Annotated in this window: 15 protein-coding genes; 3 read left to right on the forward strand and 12 right to left on the reverse strand. The window is 34.9% G+C overall.

The genetic code is table 11. The annotated features are described in order from the left end of the window. Positions 1–5 precede the first annotated feature (5 nt). The 3 genes from P164_RS00650 (at position 6) to P164_RS00660 (ending at position 4,522) form a co-directional block, all read left to right on the forward strand. Complete coding sequence (locus P164_RS00650) at positions 6–929, forward strand: type IX secretion system membrane protein PorP/SprF (RefSeq protein ID WP_035899269.1); 924 nt, start codon at positions 6–8, stop codon at positions 927–929. Between the two features lie 11 nt (positions 930–940). Further along, positions 941–2,863, forward strand: a complete 1,923-nt coding sequence (locus tag P164_RS00655; RefSeq protein ID WP_028374560.1) for an OmpA family protein — start codon at positions 941–943, stop codon at positions 2,861–2,863. A gap of 207 nt (positions 2,864–3,070) precedes the next feature. After that, positions 3,071–4,522 (forward strand): SLC13 family permease, encoded by a 1,452-nt coding sequence (locus P164_RS00660; RefSeq protein ID WP_028374561.1) that lies wholly within the window; start codon positions 3,071–3,073, stop codon positions 4,520–4,522. A 637-nt stretch (positions 4,523–5,159) separates the two neighbouring features. Here P164_RS00660 and rpe read toward each other — a convergent pair. From rpe to P164_RS00720, 12 genes are all read right to left on the reverse strand, one after another. Further along, positions 5,160–5,819 carry a ribulose-phosphate 3-epimerase gene (rpe, locus tag P164_RS00665; protein WP_028374562.1) on the reverse strand — a complete coding sequence of 220 codons (660 nt, stop codon included), beginning with the start codon at positions 5,817–5,819 and terminating at the stop codon, positions 5,160–5,162. A 28-nt stretch (positions 5,820–5,847) separates the two neighbouring features. Then, a complete protein-coding gene (locus tag P164_RS00670) occupies positions 5,848–6,321 on the reverse strand; it encodes a BLUF domain-containing protein (RefSeq protein WP_159105996.1) in 474 nt (157 codons plus the stop codon). A 131-nt stretch (positions 6,322–6,452) separates the two neighbouring features. Next, positions 6,453–7,316 (reverse strand): RNA polymerase sigma factor RpoD/SigA, encoded by an 864-nt coding sequence (locus tag P164_RS00675; RefSeq protein ID WP_028374563.1) that lies wholly within the window; start codon positions 7,314–7,316, stop codon positions 6,453–6,455. Between the two features lie 153 nt (positions 7,317–7,469). Then, a complete protein-coding gene (locus P164_RS00680; RefSeq protein WP_051621106.1) occupies positions 7,470–10,193 on the reverse strand; it encodes an ATP-binding protein in 2,724 nt (907 codons plus the stop codon). Between the two features lie 181 nt (positions 10,194–10,374). Then, complete coding sequence (locus P164_RS00685; RefSeq protein ID WP_028374564.1) at positions 10,375–11,574, reverse strand: glutamate-5-semialdehyde dehydrogenase; 1,200 nt, start codon at positions 11,572–11,574, stop codon at positions 10,375–10,377. Between the two features lie 104 nt (positions 11,575–11,678). Beyond that, complete coding sequence (gene proB, locus P164_RS00690) at positions 11,679–12,449, reverse strand: glutamate 5-kinase (RefSeq protein WP_028374565.1); 771 nt, start codon at positions 12,447–12,449, stop codon at positions 11,679–11,681. 4 nt (positions 12,450–12,453) lie between these two features. Then, a complete protein-coding gene (gene proC, locus P164_RS00695; protein ID WP_028374566.1) occupies positions 12,454–13,260 on the reverse strand; it encodes a pyrroline-5-carboxylate reductase in 807 nt (268 codons plus the stop codon). A gap of 369 nt (positions 13,261–13,629) precedes the next feature. Then, positions 13,630–15,867 (reverse strand): polyribonucleotide nucleotidyltransferase, encoded by a 2,238-nt coding sequence (locus P164_RS00700; protein WP_028374567.1) that lies wholly within the window; start codon positions 15,865–15,867, stop codon positions 13,630–13,632. A gap of 198 nt (positions 15,868–16,065) precedes the next feature. Beyond that, complete coding sequence (gene rpsO, locus P164_RS00705) at positions 16,066–16,335, reverse strand: 30S ribosomal protein S15 (protein WP_028374568.1); 270 nt, start codon at positions 16,333–16,335, stop codon at positions 16,066–16,068. Positions 16,336–16,428: 93 nt separating this feature from the next. Then, a complete protein-coding gene (gene accD, locus P164_RS00710) occupies positions 16,429–17,286 on the reverse strand; it encodes an acetyl-CoA carboxylase, carboxyltransferase subunit beta (protein ID WP_028374569.1) in 858 nt (285 codons plus the stop codon). A 218-nt stretch (positions 17,287–17,504) separates the two neighbouring features. Beyond that, a complete protein-coding gene (fbaA, locus tag P164_RS00715; RefSeq protein ID WP_028374570.1) occupies positions 17,505–18,572 on the reverse strand; it encodes a class II fructose-bisphosphate aldolase in 1,068 nt (355 codons plus the stop codon). A gap of 66 nt (positions 18,573–18,638) precedes the next feature. Continuing rightward, the gene (locus tag P164_RS00720; protein WP_028374571.1) at positions 18,639–21,197 is read right to left on the reverse strand and encodes a BamA/TamA family outer membrane protein; all 2,559 of its coding nucleotides are present in this window, start codon (positions 21,195–21,197) and stop codon (positions 18,639–18,641) included. Between the last annotated feature and the right edge of the window lie 29 nt (positions 21,198–21,226).

The following is a 21,226-nucleotide window of genomic DNA, read 5'->3' on the forward strand; positions in this document are numbered from 1 at the left end:
TAATTATGACAACAGTAGTAACCCACGTAATCAGATTTTTGATACTCGTTTTATGTTGTGCAGGTCTTTACGCTCAGCAAGAGCCTAATTATTCTCAGTATATGTACAACACAATGGCGATTAATCCTGCCTATGTAGGATCATCAGATAATTTTAATATTACGGCAAATTATAAAGCTCAGTTTACAGGCATTAATGGAGCTCCGGAAACAGTAAGTTTAGGATTAGAATCACCGGTGACATACAATCTGGGTCTGGGGTTAAATATTACCCGCGATGCTTTAGGACCTTCTGAAGAATTGAATGTAGATGGTAACTTCTCATACTCTCTACAGTTGTCTTCACAGACTTATTTGTCATTTGGTTTAAAAGCTGGTTTTAGAGTGCTTAATGTAGATTTTAGGAAAGGTGTTTTTGATAATCCAAATGACCCGTTATTTATGAATAATATAGATAATCAGTTTTTGGGAGTACTAGGCGCAGGGGCATATTTATTTGGCGATAAATGGTATATAGGATTATCAACGCCTAATTTCTTTTCGCAGGAATATTACAATGATGAAAGCACCATGGTGAATACCGAAAAACTAAACCTTTATCTTATAGGAGGGTACATTTTTGACGTAAGCAGTAACGTAAAATTTAAACCAGCAGTACTTTTTGATTATGTAGAAGGAGCACCTATGCGAGCCAGTCTATCTGCAAACTTTCTATTTCTTGAGAAATTTACAGCGGGGGTATCTTATAATATTGATGCCGCGGTAGGTGCATTAGCCGGTTTTCAAGTATCTGATAATATTTTTATAGGCTACGCCTATGATTACAACACATCAGACTTTAACCGGTATAATGATGGAAGTCACGAAGTGTTAATTAAGTTTTCTCTAGCCCGCAAACGTGGAGCTACATTCTCACCTAGATTCTTCTAATACTTAAAACTATGAAACGTATATATATAGTGTTATTCTGTCTTATAGGTTTTAATCTATTTGCGCAGAGTCAACTGGAAAAGGCTAATAGCTTGCATGATCGATTTATTTATGTAGAGGCGGCAAAAGAATATGAACTGTATTTGCAAACAGCAAAAAAGGTAGATCCTATTGTTTATATGAATATGGGTGATACTTACTATAATCTAAAAGATTTTAATAAGGCTAAAGAGGTGTATGAGAAATGGTACACCATTGTAGGACCTAATAAAAATAACCTTCAGGGATATCAATACTACGATACGCTTCGATTCTTAAAAGAATATGATAAGGCAAATAAAGTGGTAGAAACCTATTTTAGAGAGCGGGGTCTAAATGATAAGCTTAATGCTCATTTTGAAGAGCGTTCCAGATTTAATGAATTGCTGAAGGGAGATACCCTGTATGATGTAAAAAATCTGGATCTCAATTCACAATATGCAGATTTTGGAGGAGCTTTTGACGGGAATACATTCGTTTTTTCATCTTCCAGAAATAAAGACATTAATAAGATATCTGATCGGGATAATACTCCGTATTTAGCACTATATAAAGCTGAATTAGATGCCGGTCAAAACTTTATCAATGTAGATCTTTATAATGAAAAATTAGAGACACCTTTTCATGACGCTACTGTAAGCTTCTCTCCTAATAGTAAATATTTATACTATGCATCAAGTTTTCAAGATGGAAAGCGTAAAGTTTTTAAAGGAGATAAACGTAATTATTTTAAGATCTATAGAGTTGATGTAACTTCAAAACGCTTTAAAAAAGAGTTACTGCCATTTAATGGTGATGAGTATTCTACAGGTCATCCCTTTGTGACAGAAGATGGTAAAAAATTGTACTTCGCTTCAGATATGCCGGGAGGTTACGGTAATGCAGATATATATGTTTGCGACATTTATGAAGACGGTACATATTCAAAACCAATGAATTTAGGCCCGCTCATTAATAGTTTGGTAGATGATGTATTTCCGTACGTAAAAGGCAACACGCTATATTTTTCATCAGAGGGTCACGTAGGCTATGGTGGACTTGATATTTATAAATCGGTTTTTAAAGATGGGGTTTATGGAACGACCATAAATTTGGGTCCGGGTATCAATTCTAACGCAGATGATTTTGCATATTTAGAAGGAAAAGAGCCCAATACAGGATATTTTTCTTCAAACCGGTCAGGAGGTAAGGGTGGTGACGATATCTATAGTTTTAAATACAATTTAAAGGAATGTCTACAAACGATAAATGGAACTGTATTTAATATAGATACTAAAGAGCCGTTGACAAATGCTGTAATTACCGTTTTTGATAGTGATCTTAAAGAGTACGTAAAAGTGACTACGAATGAGAAAGGAGTTTATACGTTAGAATTAAACTGTGGTCAAAAGTATAAAATTGAAGCTTCTAAACTAGGTTTTAGTAGAGACGCTTTAGAATTTAGCACAGATATTTTACCGGGTCATCTAATGAATATGGTAGACTTTAAACTGAAGGATTTATCAGACACATTTGTGACAGATGGGGTAGTAGAGAAGATACGTATAGACCCTATTTACTTTGAGTATTACAGGTATAATATTAATGACATAGCGGCCATACAAATGCGTAAAGTGCTTAATGCAATGGTTGCCTATCCTGATATGATTATTAAAATAGAAGCCCACACAGATCAGCGAGGGACAGATTATTTTAATAAAATATTATCTACAAATAGAGCATTAGCCACACGAGATTGGCTTATTGAAAAAGGAATAAATCCATCACGTATAGAAAGTGCTATAGGCTATGGAGAATCACAACCTATTAATATTTGTGATGAGGAAAGTAAAAACTGTACAGAGGTAGAATATTCTGAAAACAGACGATCTGAATTTATTGTAGTTAGTAGATAATGAGAGGCGCTAGTGCGCCCAATTGATCAAGTGTACTAGCGTAGAAACTCCTTCTTTTGAAGGAGTTTCTTATTTGTATGATACTAAGTAGTTAAATGATTTGTTTTTGACCAATTAAGGCTTGAGATGATATTGATCTCAATATTTAAAGTAATTTAAGGGCGTTTTCTAAATTTAAATGGGAAATGACCCTCAATACTTTTTTGAATGAAGCTTAATAAGATACTCTTTCTAATACTTGGTCCACTATTATTTATTGGTTTGCAGCAATTAGATCCGCCGGAAGCTATGTCAGCATCGGCGTATGCTATTTTATGCGCTACAATCTGGATTGCATTATGGTGGGTTACCGAAGCTGTGCCTATTGCAGTTACCGCGCTATTACCCATTGTTATTTTTCCGCTTACAGGAGCGCTTGATATTTCTACCACCACGGCCTCTTACGGGCATAAATATATATTTCTCTATTTAGGAGGATTTATGCTGGCCATTGCCATCGAAAAATGGAACTTACACAAACGTATTGCCTTGCATTTAATACAAGCTATAGGAACTAATGTTAAACAAATCATACTAGGTTTTATGGTGGCAACTGCATTTTTATCTATGTGGATTTCTAATACAGCCACAGCAGTTATGATGCTACCTATTGGAATGTCTATAATTTCTCAATTAAAGGATAACCCAAATACTATAGAGGATGAAAATAAAATTTTTGGAAAAGCATTAATGTTAGGTATTGCTTACAGTGCATCAATAGGAGGGATGGCTACTCTTATAGGTACACCACCCAATTTAGTTTTTGCAGGATATATACAGGAGGTTTATAAAATTGATATTAGTTTTTTTCAGTGGTTTAAGTTTGGCCTTCCTATTAGTCTGCTATTATTGGCTATTTCGTGGTTTTACTTAACAAATATTGCTTTTAAATTTAAACAGAAAGAATTTCCGGGAGGTAAAAGAGAAGTAGAGCGACTTCTTGCAGAGTTAGGACCTATGTGTCGAGAAGAGAAAATTGTATTATCAATATTTATACTTACTGCATTCTGCTGGATTACAAGAGCCTTTTTGTTAGAGCGTATTTTTCCCCAAATAGATGATACCATCATTGCAGTAGCTGCAGGAATTCTATTATTTGCAATAAATACGAGAGATAAAAATGAGCGTATTATAAATTGGGATGATGCGATTAACATACCCTGGGGAATAATTTTACTTTTTGGTGGAGGTATGGCGCTTGCTTCAGGTTTTGAAGTTACAGGGCTGGCTACCTGGTTTGGTACTCAAATGGTTTTATTAGAGGCTTTACCACTAATCGTACTGTTATTTATAGTCATATTTAGTGTAAATTTTATAACCGAACTTACCTCAAACCTGGCAACCACCGCAATGCTGCTGCCAATATTAGCTCCCATCGCACTTAATTTAAATCTAAACCCCTACTTGCTTTTAGTTTCTACAACAGTGGCAGCTTCCTGTGCATTTATGCTCCCTGTAGCTACGCCACCTAACGCCGTAGTATTTGGATCTGGTTATTTACGTATCCCAGATATGGTACGAGCAGGCATCTGGATGAATATACTATCAATTCTTTTACTAACATTTATGGTTTATTATATATTACCCTTAGTTTGGGATTTTCAAGTATATATTGATTAATCAGAATTACATTATCCATTATACTTGGAAAATATAAAAAGGCGAATCCTGATTTAATGGCAGTATTTTTGTGGTAGTCGCATAGCAATAGAATGTAATTTTTTGTTAAATATTAAGTCAAATGAGGAAATCTGTAAAATGGTTTAATATGTTTTAGTTTTCTTTGACCTAATATAATAAATGTTAAAGAATATCATTTTTAATGATATGAATGGTATTTAAAAATATTGTTTTTAAATTGCCTCAAAATTTTTTCTTAAATAGAAATAGGGTAGAATTGGCCTCTGTTTAGAATAGTAAATCCGTGAGCTGTAGGGGGCGTTACGTATTATGCTGTCTTGCAAGCCCGTTCTGCCTTTTTTTATTTAGTATAGGAATCTAATTAATAGTTCCACTTTTGAATTTCTTAGATTAAGCAATTTTATCATTATCAAATATAAATTACCTCAACTGTTTAAGTATAATAGTCTTATAGATTATTATACTTCTAAGTACTTTAAAAAATATTAAAAACTTTTAGGTGCTATAGAAGGTTCAGATATTCTAAGCATAGAAATACATAGCGAAGTCTATTCGCTAATTTTACATAGAAATAGATATTAATTATTTTAAATAAAAGAGTGTAAATAGTCTTATTTTAAGACATGATCTTTTTTAAGTCTTTAATAATTTCAGTAGGGTTTTCAGCATTAAATACAAAACTCCCTGCGACAAGAATATCGGCTCCGCTTAGTAGCAGTTTTTTAGCATTTTGATCGGTTACACCGCCATCTATTTCAATAAGCGTGTTTGCTTTTGCATTTAAAATGATTTCTTTCAGCTCTCTTACTTTTTTATAGGTATTTTCTATAAAAGATTGACCGCCAAATCCTGGATTTACGCTCATAATTATGACCTGATCTATATCTTGAATAACGTCTTTAAGTAGGTAAACCGGGGTGTGAGGATTTAAAGCAACACCAGCTTTCATCCCTTCAGCCTTAATGGCTTGTAGTGTTCTATGTAAGTGTGTGCAAGCTTCATAGTGTACAGTTAGGTTTGTAGTCCCTAATTGGGCAAATGTTTTAATGTAGCGATCAGGATCTACTATCATTAAATGAACATCTATAGTTTTTGTGGCATGTTTTGTAATCGCTTTTACAACCGGAAAGCCAAAAGATATATTAGGAACAAAAACTCCATCCATAATATCTACATGAAACCAGTCTGCTTCACTTGCATTAATCATCTTTATATCACGTTCAAGATTCGCAAAATCTGCAGCGAGTAATGAGGGTGCAAGGTAGGTAGGTTTCATAAGGGTAATTCTTGATTGGTATGTAAAATTACATATTAGAAAGTATTTTCTCTAATATCGATATGGTAGAATCTAATTTTGGATTTTCTAAAAGTTTTAAATTTAGGAGATGATTTTTTAAAAGTTCTAAAACAATTTTATTTTTAGGAACTAAAAACCCGGATTCATAATCACTAAAAAGTCGATTTGTGGATTGGTTTTCTAGGATTTGGGTAACATTTTTATGCCGCCTGTCTTTTTTGATTTTATTAAACAGCTTTAAAACATTTTCTTTCTCTCCTTCTAATAACTGGAGGTAGTTACCATCTTTGTATACCAGAAATCCAGAGATATCAAGAATAGTATTCCAATTTGCTACATTATTCAAAATATCGTTAACAATCTCAGTATTAGATGAATTTGAAGATTCGCTGACATATATCAAATAGTAAAACATAAAATAAATTGGAGAATAAATAAGATACAATAAAAATCCCCGGTAATCAGCCGGGGATTCATTCATCAATCAAAAAACGAACAGTTATGATAAACTGTTGTTGTCTTAAATATTGTTTTTTGGGGTCTTATTCTGGTAGGCAATTTAATAAAAAAGTATCAGCAAGCCCCATATTTAACGAATTCTTGTAAAAATAACTATCCTAAATAGGTTTTTAAAATTTTACTTCTTGAGGTATGTTTTAATCGTCTGATTGCTTTTTCTTTAATCTGGCGTACACGCTCGCGAGTAAGGTCGAAGGTTTCTCCTATTTCTTCTAATGTCATAGGATGTTGATTACCTAAACCAAAATATAAACGCACTACATCTGCTTCTCTAGGAGTCAATGTGTCTAAGGCTCGCTCTACTTCGGTGCAAAGCGATTCATTTAATAACTCACGATCTGGGTTAGGCGATTCTCCAAAACGAAGAACATCGTATAACGTAGAATCTTCACCAGATATTAATGGCGCATCCATACTTACATGGCGTCCTGCATTTTTTAATGACTCTTTTACGTCATTAATACTCATGTCTAGTTCTTTAGCAATTTCTTCTGGGCTGGGTGGTCGTTCATGTGCTTGCTCTAAATAAGCAAAAGTTTTATTAATCTTATTAATAGAGCCTATTTTGTTTAATGGCAATCTTACAATACGCGACTGTTCTGCTAGTGCTTGTAAAATAGACTGTCTAATCCACCATACCGCATAAGAGATAAATTTAAAACCACGAGTCTCATCAAAACGTTGCGCAGCTTTAATTAACCCTAAATTTCCCTCATTAATTAAATCTGGTAAGGTTAATCCCTGGTTTTGGTATTGTTTAGCAACAGAAACTACAAACCTTAAGTTTGCTTTGGTTAGTTTCTCAAGTGCTCTCTGGTCACCTGCTTTAATACGTTGTGCAAGTTCTACTTCTTCGTCTGCAGTGATAAGGTCTACTTTACCTATTTCCTGTAGATATTTGTCTAAAGAAGCAGTCTCTCTGTTTGTAACCTGTTTTGTAATTTTAAGTTGTCTCATAGGACTATTACGTGTATTAAGTTGTTTAAACTATATCTTATACGTAAGGGCATATAAAAAGGTTACAAAAAAAATGAAATTTATTTAGAAAATTTTAACAATATTATTTTTAAGTACTTGTAAATAACTTTATGTGGCTATGTGTTGATCTTGTTATTCTTGTTTTAGTTTGATTATCAGAATATTAATTTCAATAAGTGCTTTGGTGTATATTTCTTCAAATGCCCGTAAATGTTTTTTAGCTTCCTCCGTTTTTGATGGAACTATTATAGTACTTTCTATTTGCTGTAAATGATGCCCATGTGTAGTCATACCCAAATTCATAAAACTTGATTTCAATTTGTGTGCTAAGGTACTTGCCCTGGGATAATATTCCCGGGCAACACAATTTCTAAGGCTATTTAAATCTTCCGGTGTTTCACTTATAAATACTTCGAGTAAAGAAATAATAAATGCGGTATCATTATCAAATATTTCTAGTAGCTGCGCGATGTTTACATAGTTTGTACTTTCTGTACTTTCGGTATTTTCAATTATTCTGATAGTTTCTTCAGTATTTATGACAGGTTTTTCATCTGAAATAAGCCAGTATAAAACTTCTTTTAAATCTTCTTCTTTTAAAGGTTTTGTGAGGTAAAAATCTATACCTGCTTTAATTGCATTTTTTCTAGATTCTGGAAAAACATCTGCAGAGCAGGCTACGATAGGAACTTTATGTAATGAGTCTTTGTGAGATTGTCGTATTAATGAAATTGCTTCGAGACCATTCATTACCGGCATATGCATATCCATCAAAATAAGATCGTATTGAACTGAATTGTTTTTATAAATAGCAACTGCTTCTTCACCATTTTCTGCAATATCTGCTTCTACACCCAGCCCCTGTAGCAGTTGACGTATATAGAACTGATTCATCTTATTATCTTCGGCTACTAAGATGCGCAAATCACTAAGTCTAGCGCTGTTTGTATGTTTGTGAAGATCTGTATTTTTAATTTTTTTGAGTTTACTACTTTTAAAATCAATAGTGAATGAAAAGGTTGATCCTTTACCCAGTTCACTTTCAGCATTTAACTTACCTTGTTGAAGTGCAATAAGTTCTCGTGTTATTGTAAGCCCTAATCCCGTACCGTTTATTTTAGCATTTTCTTTACCCTCAACCTGATAAAAACTTTCGAATATACTTTCTAATTTATCAGGGACAATGCCTATTCCGGTATCGGTAACTTTAAATTCTATAGTATTTGAATGTTCAGTTTTATTTAAAAGATTTAACTCAATGCATATATAGCCTTTTTTAGTAAATTTTATAGCATTGCCTACAAGATTAGTAAGAATTTGATTCAGCCTAAATTGATCTCCAACCACAATTTTAGGAATGGTATCATCTATTTCAACACTAATTGCAATACCCTTTTCTTTACCTTTAATTTCAAATCCTGAAGTAAGGTTTGTAACTACTTCTCGCAGATTAAAATCTAAGGATTGCAAAGTAAGTTTACCAGCTTCAATTTTAGAAAAGTCAAGAATATCATTAACTATAGAGAGTAAATTTTTTGCTGAAAATGAAATCCCGTCAATATTTTTTCTCAAAAGTTGTTGATCTTGTAAGTCGCTTTTTGAGATTATTTCAGAAAGCCCCAAAATCACATTTAAAGGTGTGCGTATTTCGTGACTCATATTTGAAAGAAAGGTAGTTTTTGCTTCAGCAACCCGCTCTGCGTTAATTTTGGCCTTAAGGGTATCTTTTCGGTTTGAAATATTCTTAATCAGGGCCGTAAAGCTATCTTCTGGGGAAGCAAAATTATTAGAAAACGAAATCTCGTAATACGAAGAAATACCGGCTCTGTTTGCAATATCGGTTTCTATGCGGTGTCCAATTACCTCAGTTTCGGTAACCGAATATAAATTTTGAAGGTCAGTTTTTAATAGCGTTGTTAAATCATCTGGAAAAAGCTTGAATACCGAATTATTTACAAGTTCAGTTTTAGTATATCCAAAGATTTTTAAGGCCAGTGTATTACAATCTCTAATTGTGCCTAATGCATCAAACAGCAAATAACCATCTAGCAGATTTTCTAATATGGAAAAAGTCTCACCATAAACCGGAAAGTTTGCAGGTGGAGTTGATATTTTTTGAATGTCTTTCTTTATAGTATCAAAATCTAAATTGATGATGGGTTTTGTTTCATTGAGAATCGAGGTAAATGAATTAGGTATAACATCTGCAATACACGTAACTGCAGGCAGCAGATTGTAATAGATATAAAACTCGTCTTTAGTAGTGTCAAAGATTGAAGTAACTGTATCTGACCCGAGAAGCTCGTTAAATTCTTTAGTAATTTTAAAAGCATCATCTTTCACTCTTCTAAATGCATTTATCTGCTTAACTAAATCATCTGAGCTTTTAAAATTTATTGAAGCTTTTAAAGCCTCAATCCAGGCAATAGTGCTTGCAAGCTCTGTATTTTTTAGTTTTAATTTTCTAAGAACTGTGAGAAGATAAATACGAGCAATTAGTATTTCTTTGTTTTTACCAGATTCATAAAGTGGCATAAAAGCCATTGAATTTGTTATAACTGGAAACTTTTCCCGAAGTTCTTGTCTTAGGTTTTCTTTGGTATTTATATACGCATTATCATAGGTGATTAAGTAATTCTCAAGATCCAAATATAAATTAACACAGCATAAATCTGCTGTAAAGACATCATCAGGGTATGTAAAGTTTGCTATTTGCGATTTTAATTCTTGTAATCGTTTGCTATAGGTTCCTAAACCTAACAAGTATTGAAAAAATATACTCTTAGGGTCTGTTACTTCTTCTTTGCTGAGTCGGCTGGCTCGTTGGGTAAAAAGACGATCAATAAAAGAGTTCATTTAGCTAGGGTGATATGGTGCGATTAAATAGGAGAACAGTATACTAAATTAATCTTTTACTATTACATGTACTTATTTACGGTCATAAATACAACCATTTCGGTATATGGAATAAAAAAAAGTCTGGCAGTTGCCAGACTTTAAAATAACCTTAAATAGGTTCCATTAATATATTTAAGTATTAGACCCGAATATGCCCATCACCGTATACGTAGTATTTATTAGTTACTAGTTGTTTAAGACCTAAGGGGCCTCTGTGGTGTAATTTATCTGTACTTATGGCAAGTTCTGCACCTACACCCATTTGACCGCCATCAGTGAAGCGGGTAGAGGCATTATGATATACAGCTGCAGTATCTATGTTTTCCATAAATCGGGTTGCAGCATCAGTATTCTGGGTCATAATAGTACTGGAGTGACCACCACTATACGTATTTATTTTTGTCATCGCCTCTTCTAAGCCGGTGACTGCACCCAGTACAATTTTCATGGCCAAAAATTCTTCATACCACGTATCTTCTGTAGGCAGAACTTCATTGTCTTTAAGTACTTTTTTAGAAAGTTCATCAGCAAGTACTTCAACTCCTTTACCAATTAAAATTTCATTCAATTCTCGTAAGCGAGACTCATAATCAGGTAGATTAGTATCTACTAATACTTTATCAAGCGCATTACAACCTGAAATTTTATCGGTTTTGGCATTGATGATTACCTCGATTGTTTTTTTCCAGTCTGCTTCAGGATGCACATATAAGAAATTATTTCCTCTACCACTTATTAAGACAGCACACTTTGCATGCTGCTTAACAAAATCGATTAAGCGCTCGCCACCACGGGGTACAATTAAGTCTAATGGTTGATCAGGATTTCTTAAAAATTCCTGAGTTTCTTCACGGTTCATTTGTAACATTGTAATCCAGGACTCATCAAGGCCATTTTCGCGTAATGCCTGTTTCCAGCAATCAACCAAGACAACATTACTATTGTAGGCTTCTTTACCACCTTTTAAAAGTATTTTATTGTTTGCTTTAAATGCTAAAACAGCTGCCTCAATAGTGACATCAGGACGCGATTCGTAGATAATCATAATCGTACCAAAAGGAGCAGTCTTATTCACTATATTTAAACCACTATCTAATGTAATGTTAGATATTTCCTGGCTTACAGGATCTTCCTGCTCTTTTACTTCTTTAATCGCCTGAATCATTCCTTGTACCTTAGAATCGTTCACCACTAAACGGTCGTAAAGAGCCTGATCATCACGATCAAAAGCTTCTAAATCTTTTTTATTTGCTTCGAGTATTTCAGATTTTCTTGATTGAATGATTTGCATCATAGAATCAAGAACTTTATTTTTTATCTCTTTTGAGAGTAATTTCATATTTGTAATTTTTCGGTTAATAATTCACCCTTGTGGGGTATTTAAAAAACCTGCACTTCTATCAGGTGATAGTTTTAATTCAAAACCATCTTTCATTTAGTTTCTTAAGAAGAAAACTTAGTTCCTATGTTTTTGCCGTCAAGCAAATCTAATATCACATTATGTTTTTTACCATTTGCGATATAACAGGTTATATTTTTTCTGGCAGCATCTTTAGCGATTTTGAGTTTAGATCGCATACCACCTCGTCCTTCTCCTTCGGCTTTATTGTTTTCTTGAACATATTGTTCAACATTTTCTTCAGGATGCACTTCAGTCAATTTGTGAGAATCATCATCGTCGGGATGACCGGTATAAAGCCCGTCTGTATCGGTTAATAATATCAATGCATCGGCATTAATTAGCTCTGCAACCAGACTTGCCAGCTCATCGTTGTCTGTAAACATAGACATCGTAAGTGATACAGCATCATCTTCATTTGCTATAGGGATAATACCTTCCGATAATAAACCTTCATAACAATTTATCATGTTTTCACGATGTTTTCCCGGCGCAAAATCTCGTTTTGTGGCCAAGAGCTGCGCGCAATGCATTCCGAAACTATTAAACATGGTATAATAGTGGCGCATCATACGCGGTTGTCCTACTGAAGAGAAAATTTGTCTTCTTGTAGAAGGATCTGTATAGCTGCAATCACCTAAAACTTCTTTACCTGCTATTGCAGATCCTGAAGAGACGAGAACAGGTTGATATCCCTTTTCATACAATTCTGCTATTTGTCGTACTAATTCTTGAAGAACAGGACCAACGATTCTGTTATTCTTGTTGGTCATAACATTAGTTCCTACTTTAATAACTACACGTTTTGTGCTCATAACATTATTTTTCTTTACCAAGTTCTGTTGCTCGGTTAAATGCAGCATAAGCCGCATCTTTAATTAATTCTTTTACATTATTATCTTCCATAGAGTCAAGTGCGGCACGGGTTGTACCACCTTTTGAAGCTACGCGATCCATCCAAGTTTCTGGTGAAAGATCTGAATCATTAAATAACTTTACAGCTCCTTCAAATGTTTTAGAAACTAATACTTTAGAATCATTTGCAGAGAAACCCATTTTAAGTGCGGCTTCAAGCATAGATTGCATAAAATAAAATATATATGCAGGACCACTACCTGATATTCCTGTAGACGCATCTATAAAATTCTCATTTTCTACGTGAATAGAAGCGCCGGTAGTATCTAATAAATTACGCACGGTTAGAAGTTCTATTCTACTTACAGATTCAGACTCGGTAAATGAGGTAACACCTTTACCTACTTTTGCAGGTAAGTTTGGCATAGTACGTATTACTTTACTAACACCTAAACCATCTTGAATCGTCTTAATTGTTACACCCGCCATTAATGACACAAATATTTGCTGGTCATTTATATAAGGTTTCATAGATTTAAATAGTGACTGACTGTGAAACGGTTTAACCGCTATAAAAATCACATCTGCCTTGGGTACACATTCTTCAATGCTATCGTAAGCATCAAACTGAGCCATGGTTGATAGTGCTTCAGTTTTTTCTGGTGATACATCGAATATCATGAGCTTGCGATTGTTTAAAAATGGTGATTGTGCCATACCTTCTGCGTAGGTCAATCCCATATTTCCTGCACCTAATACTAATACTTTCATTAAGTTTTCTTTATTGGTTCAACCTATTAGCTGCAAGTATCGTACGACAAAATAAAAAATAGGGAATATTGAAGATTTTAGAAAAATAATAGCTTCTTAGCGCAATTATACTAAAGCCTAAGAAGGTTATTAAAAATAAATGTTAAAATTGTTATAACTAAAACAGATTAATAGCATTACGATTTTTGGCAGGAAAACTGCCAAACCCCTGTATTAATGGCAGTTTTAGCGCTTTGGCGACTACAATTAAGAATAGTATAAATTATTTTTAGAAATATTTTTATCACGCAATATGTGTTTATTTAAAAAGTGTTTTCAAAAAAAAAGGAGCCCTAAGGCTCCTTTTATCATTTATAAAATAAAGAGAATTTAATCTCTTTTGCGATCTCTGTTATCACGACTGCGGTTGTCTCTACCACGGTTGTCGCGATCTCTGCTACCACCACGATCATTATTTTCTCGGGGAGCACGTTCTTTGTAACCTTCTGGCTTTTCAAGCAATGCCTTACGAGAAACTTTTTCTTTACGTGTACGTGAATCAAGACCAAAATATTTAACCTCAAATTCATCACCCATATTAACAACGTCACTTACATTTTCAGTACGTTCCCAGGCTAATTCAGATACGTGAAGTAATACTTCGTTTCCTGGAGCGTCAAGATATTCTACTACAGCTCCAAAATCTAACATCTTAATTACTTTAACTCTATAGCTGTCGCCAACTACAGGTTTAAATGTAATAGAATCAATTTTTGCAAGAACAGCATTAATACCTTCCTGGCCAGTACCTAAAATTTCTACAATACCTTCTTCTGTTACAGGATCTTCGTTTATTACGATAGTTGTCCCAGTTGCCTTCTGAAGTTCTTGAATCACCTTTCCGCCAGGTCCTATAAGTGCACCTATAAATGCGTTAGGTATGCGTACAGATACCATTTTAGGAGCGTATTCTTTAACATCCTCACGTGGTGCGCTAATGGTCTCGGTAAGTTTACCTAATATATGTAAACGACCGTCACGTGCTTGTTTAAGTGCGCTTACTAAAATTTCGTAAGAAAGACCTTTAACCTTAATATCCATCTGGCAGGCAGTAATACCATCTGCCGTACCGGTTACTTTAAAGTCCATATCACCTAAATGATCTTCATCACCTAAGATATCTGAAAGAACCGCATATTTACCAGAATCACCGTCTGAGATTAATCCCATAGCAATACCAGAAACCGGTTTTTTTAATTGAACACCAGCATCCATTAATGCCATTGTACCGGCACAAACAGTTGCCATAGAAGAAGAACCATTAGATTCTAATACTTCTGAAACTACTCGTACAGTATATGGGCAGTCTGCAGGAATCATACCTTTTAAAGCACGTTGTGCAAGGTTACCGTGTCCTACCTCACGACGAGAAGTACCACGTATTGGGCGCGCCTCACCAGTTGAGAAAGGAGGGAAGTTGTAGTGTAAATAGAATGTCTCTTCACCTTCGTATGAAGGCATATCTATTTGATTAGCTTCTCTAGAAGTACCTAAAGTTACTGTAGCTAATGCTTGAGTTTCCCCACGAGTAAAAATAGAAGAACCGTGTACAGATGGTAAATAATCGGTTTCACACCAGATAGGGCGTATATCTGTAGTTTTACGACCGTCAAGACGTAAACCTTCATTAAGTGTAAGATCACGTACAGCAGCTTTTTCGGCCTTGTAGTAGTATTTTGTAACCATACCGCCATAGTCTGCTAACTCTTCTTCAGAAAATGTAGCTTTTATTTCTTCTTTTATAGCATCAAATGCAGCACTACGCTCATGCTTGGCAGAACCTGCTTTTGCAATTGCATAGACTTTATCATAAGCCATATCGTGAATTTTCTGTGCAAGATCTGCATCTTCACGCTCTGGCTCATACTCACGAGTTTCTTTCTTACCGAAAGCTTCAGCTAAACGAATCTGAGCAGCACACTGTACTTTAATAGCTTCGTGAGCAGCTTTGATAGCTTCAGTCATTTCTTCCTCAGAAATCTCGTTCATTTCACCTTCAACCATCATTACAGAATCTGCAGATGCACCAATTACCATATCGATATCAGATTCTGCTAATTGAGTTCTTGAAGGGTTGATGATAAATTCACCATTAATACGACCTACGCGTACTTCTGAAATAGCACATTCAAACGGAAAGTCTGAAAGTTGAATTGCAGCAGAAGCGGCAAGACCGGCCATAGCATCAGGCATAACATCATCGTCATGAGACATTAGCTGAATCATAACCTGAGTTTCTGCGTGGTAATCTTTAGGGAATAAAGGGCGAAGTACACGGTCAACCAGACGCATGGTTAAAACTTCACCATCACTTGGGCGTGCTTCTCTCTTGAAGAAACCACCAGGATAACGACCTGCAGCCGCAAATTTTTCACGATAATCTACCGTTAGCGGAAGAAAATCAACGTCACTTTGTTTGTAATTAGATACAACAGTACAAAGTATCATACATTTACCGGATTGTACAACTACAGAACCGTGGGCCTGTTTTGCAAGTTTACCGGTTTCGATAGAGATTTCTCTACCATCACCAAGGTCTATGACCTCTTTGAAAGTTTTTGGAATCATAAAAATGTTTTTCAGTAGCACGACAGCGCGTGCAATTAATCAAATGCCTTAACTAGTTAGGGAAAGGCAAGGTCTGTTGTTGTGTTGTGTGTAGTGTTTGACCTGTGAAAAACCTTTAGGTAGCTTTCTTTGCCCTTTCGGGACTTTTGAGTAATTAATAAAATAAAAGGGGCAAACTGCCCCTTTTAAAAATAAGAATTATTTTCTTAAACCTAATTCTTTAACGATAGCACGATATCTTAAAATATCTTTCTTAATTAAGTAATCAAGCAACGCTCTGCGTTTACCTACCAACATTACTAATGAACGCTCTGTGTTAAAATCCTTACGGTTTGTTTTTAAATGCTCAGTAAGGTGGCTAATGCGGTATGTGAATAACGCAATTTGTCCCTCTGCAGACCCGGTATCGTTTTTACCTTTACCGTATTTGCTAAAAATTTCATCTTTCTTTTCTTGAGTAAGATACATGCCAATATTATTTAAATAGTTTTTATGTATTTAATGAGTCTATCTCATTAAGCCGGCAAAGATACAATTAATTCTTAAAGAAAAACGATATTTTTAATTACGTATAGCTTGATTGAGAATTAAGTCTATATAGAGATTTATATTTTTCTTTAACACTTTACGGTGTGAAATAAAATCTAGGAAACCGTGCTCTTTCAAGAATTCTGCAGTTTGAAAATCTGCCGGAAGTTCCTGACCTGTTGTATCGCGTACTACTCGGGGACCTGCAAAACCTATTAATGCACCGGGTTCAGAAATGTTTATATCTCCTAACATTGCAAAAGAGGCTGTTGTACCGCCTGTTGTAGGATCTGTACATAAAGAGATGTAAGGAATTTTAGCCTCTGCAAGTTGTGCAAGTTTAGCAGATGTTTTTGCTAATTGCATTAAAGATAAGGCAGCTTCCATCATACGCGCGCCACCAGATTTAGATATTATAACTAAAGGCACATTGTTTTTAAGTGAGTAATCTGCTGCGCGGGCAATTTTTTCACCTACAACAGATCCCATAGAACCGCCAATAAATTTAAAATCCATTGCCGCAACAACCAGATCTTTGCCAAAGCTTTTACCTACCGCTGTACGTACCGCATCTTTAAGACCGGTTTTAGCTTCTGCATCTTTAAGACGATCTACGTATTTTTTAGTGTCTTCAAATCCTAAGGGATCTTTAGAACTAAGGTTTTTATCTAATTCTTTATATTTTCCTTCATCAAAAAGAATTGAAAAGTATTCTTCGCTTCCTATTCTTACATGGTAATCATCTTCTGGACTTACATAAAAGTTTTTAGCAAGCTCATCTGCATCAATAATTTTACCGGTAGGTGATTTATACCAAAGACCTTTGGGTACGTCTTTTTTATTTTCGGTAGCGGTTTGTATACCTTTTTCTTTTCGTTTGAACCAAGCCATAAATTTTGCTTTTTAGTTTTTGACTCGTTAATTAAGCTTTAATTTCAAACTTTTATGTAAGAAAACTTAATTGCTTTCAGATTAATTTCAACAGGAAAGTTGATATTAACCTTTAGTAAAGTCAGTATTTTTAAAAGATAATTATTAAGGGTGAAAAACCCCGGAGATTTAATACCCGAGGTTTCAATTTATTTAATTTTTAGGAAAAGCAAAAAATACTAAAGTGTATTTACGTTGTTAAGATCTTCAAACGCTTTTTCTAAACGCGCATTAAAAGCCTCTTCTCCCTTACGGAACCAAACTCTTGGATCGTAATATTTTTTATTAGGGCTGTCTTCGCCGCTAGGATTTCCTATCTGTCCTTGAAGATAATCTGCATTTGCATCAAAATATTTGCGCACACCTTCAGTAAATGCCCATTGTAAATCTGTATCAATATTCATTTTGATTACACCGTAGCTAATACCCTCGCGTATTTCTTCTACTGTAGAACCACTACCTCCGTGAAAAACGAAGTCTATAGAATTAGGTCGTAAATTGTATTTTTCTGAAACAAACTCCTGAGAATTTTTTAGAATTTTTGGAGTAAGTTTTACGTTACCCGGCTTATAAACACCGTGTACATTACCAAAGGCAGCAGCAATTGTAAATTGATCACTTACTTTGCTTAATTCTTCATAAGCGTAAGCAACTTCTTCTGGTTGTGTGTATAATTTTGAGTCGTCAACATCTGTATTGTCAACACCATCTTCTTCACCACCTGTGATACCTAATTCTATCTCTAGAGTCATATCCATTTTACTCATACGCTCAAGATACTGCTTACAAATCTCTATATTTTCTTCTAGAGACTCTTCACTAAGATCTATCATATGAGAGCTGAAAAGCGAATGCCCGTGCTCTTTGTAGTATTCTTCAGAAGCATCAAGAAGACCATCTATCCAGGGCAATAATTTTTTTGCACAATGGTCTGTATGTAATATTACTGTTGCGCCATAACGCTTAGCCATCTCATGTACATGCTTAGCACCGGCAATAGCACCGCCTACTGCAGCTTGTTGATTTTCGTTAGAATATCCTTTTCCTGCATTAAACTGAGCTCCACCATTTGAAAATTGTAAGATAACAGGTGCATTTAATTTTGCAGCAGTTTCTAAAACACCGTTAATAGTGCTAGAACCTATAACATTAACTGCAGGTAATGCATAACCGTTTTCTTTAGCATGTTTGAAAATTGCTTGAACTTCTCTTCCGGTTGCAACTCCCGGTTTGATACTATGACTCATAAGTTTTTATTTACTTAGTTAGAAACGTAAAATTAATAAATATTTGGGGTTTACCCTTTATAAATACTAGAAAGGATAGTTAATACCCACGTTATAAACTGCATTAGTTAGATTGGTATTTTTAAACCAGCGCTCTCCCACAGGCAATGCCGGGTCATAGGTTTTTAGACCAATGTCAAATCTCAACACAAAGAAGCTAAAATCGTATCGAAATCCAAATCCTGTTCCTACCGCGATATCTTCTAAGCTTTTTAGGCCTGTAAAGGTCGATTGGGGGTCAGTAACATTATCTAAAGCATTCCATATGTTGCCTACATCGGTAAAAATAGCGCCTTTTAAATCTCCTAAAAGGGTAAAGCGCTGTTCTAAATTGAATGAAAGCTTCATGTTTGCTTCATTAAAATCATTAGGACTGTCTGTGCTACCGGGTCCTAATCTATAAGCTTGCCAGGCCCTGTTATCGTTAGATCCCCCGCCAAAAAAGCTGCGTATAAAGGGAATGCTTTTAGAATTTCCGTAGGGAATTGCAATACCGCCAAAGGCTCTAAATGCAAGAATATTATCATTTCCAAAATCCCAATGCTTTATGAAGTCTATTTCGGTTTTTACGTATTGCGAAAAGCGTACACCCAGAACCCTGTATGCATTATCTTCATTTTTTTCTAAACCTATAATATTGCCTATAGCACTTAATGTATTACCTGCAATCTCAAGTTTTGTTCTAAAGCTGGTAAACTCATCATCAAATAAGTTTTCTCTGGTGTTTTTGTAATATGTGAAGCTGGTGGCGAGTATGAGGTTGTCTTCGGTTAGACGTTGACGGCGCTCTTCAATATTAAAAATATTAGAAAACTCAGGGTCTGTTACTGCAATCTCATTTGATTGCACGGCGTTGATAAAGCCAAGTGCACCATCTGGAATGGTGAGATTATTTGTATTCTGATCGAGTAGGGGACTGTTAGCGTCAAGATAGACCTGTGCAATCTCATTCAATTGTGTGTACGAATTCTCATAAACTTTAAAATAATTTGCTACGTTCAAATTACGTACATATTGAATATCAAATAGATCAAAGCGGTAATTGAGATTATTTGAGGGCGACCATTTAAAATTTACCCCACCGGTTATATTCTGTTTGTCTAGACCTATATTTTGTTGAACACCTATACCTGTTGTGAAACTGGTAGAAGGAGACATTTCTGGAGTGATAAATCTTTGTGTTTTTAGAGGAAAAAATATGCGGGGTATGGTTAAGCTTAAATCTGTGCCTATTTCAGTAATGTCAAAAAAGCCGGTGCTGTTTTCTGTAGGGGCTTTTGAAGCACCTATGCTACCACGACCCGAAATTTGTAAGGTTTCCATACCTCCTAAAACATTACGTATTTGAAGCGAACCACCTCCTGCAATACCAAATTTCTGGATGTTTGAAGTAGAAACGTCAAAATCTACTCTAAGATTAAACTTAGGAAGCGGTATTAAATAAAAATTTGCAATTAAATCTGTGCCTTTGGGATCTTCAGGATCTTCTGTATATCTTAAATCGGGATATCTAAAAGTATTTAATTGGCTTAAACGTATTAGTGATTTATTACGGGAGTCATCACTATAAATATCTCCTGGTTTTATAAACAGCGCATCGGTTAGGTACTTAGGTTTATACCTAATTTTATCATATGCGTAGAGGTGATAATCATTTAGTGACGCACTATCTTTTAATGTATTGTTACGTATAGAATAACCGTAATCTGTAGTAACATTGACCTTACTGATTTTATGAACATTAAGCGGCACTTCATAAACAGAATCTCGTGCACGTATTTCTCTATTTTTAATATAGAGTTCTAGATTTACTTTATTGCCTGTTTTAACAGAGTCTCCTATAAAACTGATATAATCTCTGTCAAAATAAAATAACCCATTATTACGCATCAGCTCGGTGAGGCGTGCGGTTTCAGAATTGATATCGAGTAATTCATATTGAACTCCTTCTTTAATGAATGAGTTGTTTCTATATTTTTTATAAATAGAATCTGCAGCAGCAGATTTTATAAATGTGGTTACAGAATCTATGATGTAGGGTTTGCCTGTAGCTACGGTGTATTCAACTTTTCCGCGTTTATCAAGACTATCTTTTATAATTTTATAATCTGTGATCGCATTAAACCAGCCTTTGCTATTGTAATATTCTTTGAGACGTGCTGCAGAGCGTTTTGATAGATTTTCAGAAATTATGGTGGGAGCTTCACCAGTATTCTTGAGTGTTTGATTAAAATTACTTCTAAACTCAATGTATTTATCTAATTGTTTGCGAGATAATACTCCTGTCCAGAATTTACGAGCACTCTCATCTTCAATAAAACGTGCTTGCATTATCGAATCTATGTTAGGCCGTGCCCAATTATAGATATATAGACGTAATGGGGAGTTGAGCAATGGCAACCTTGCATTAGGCTGTTGATAGGGTATATTATTTATATTATAAGCGTCATTTACCTCTCCATTTACACGTATCGTGTTTTCGGTGAGAAGTAATTGCCCGTTTGCCACTCGTTTTACCGCGTTGCAAGAAGCAAGGGTAAGCAAGAGTAATATAATAAATCCTATTTTTGCCGGTAGTTGTTGCAAGTGAGCTGTTCTCAAAATAACTTCAAAAA

It is taken from the genome of Leeuwenhoekiella sp. MAR_2009_132 (assembly GCF_000687915.1).
GTDB lineage: Bacteria > Bacteroidota > Bacteroidia > Flavobacteriales > Flavobacteriaceae > Leeuwenhoekiella.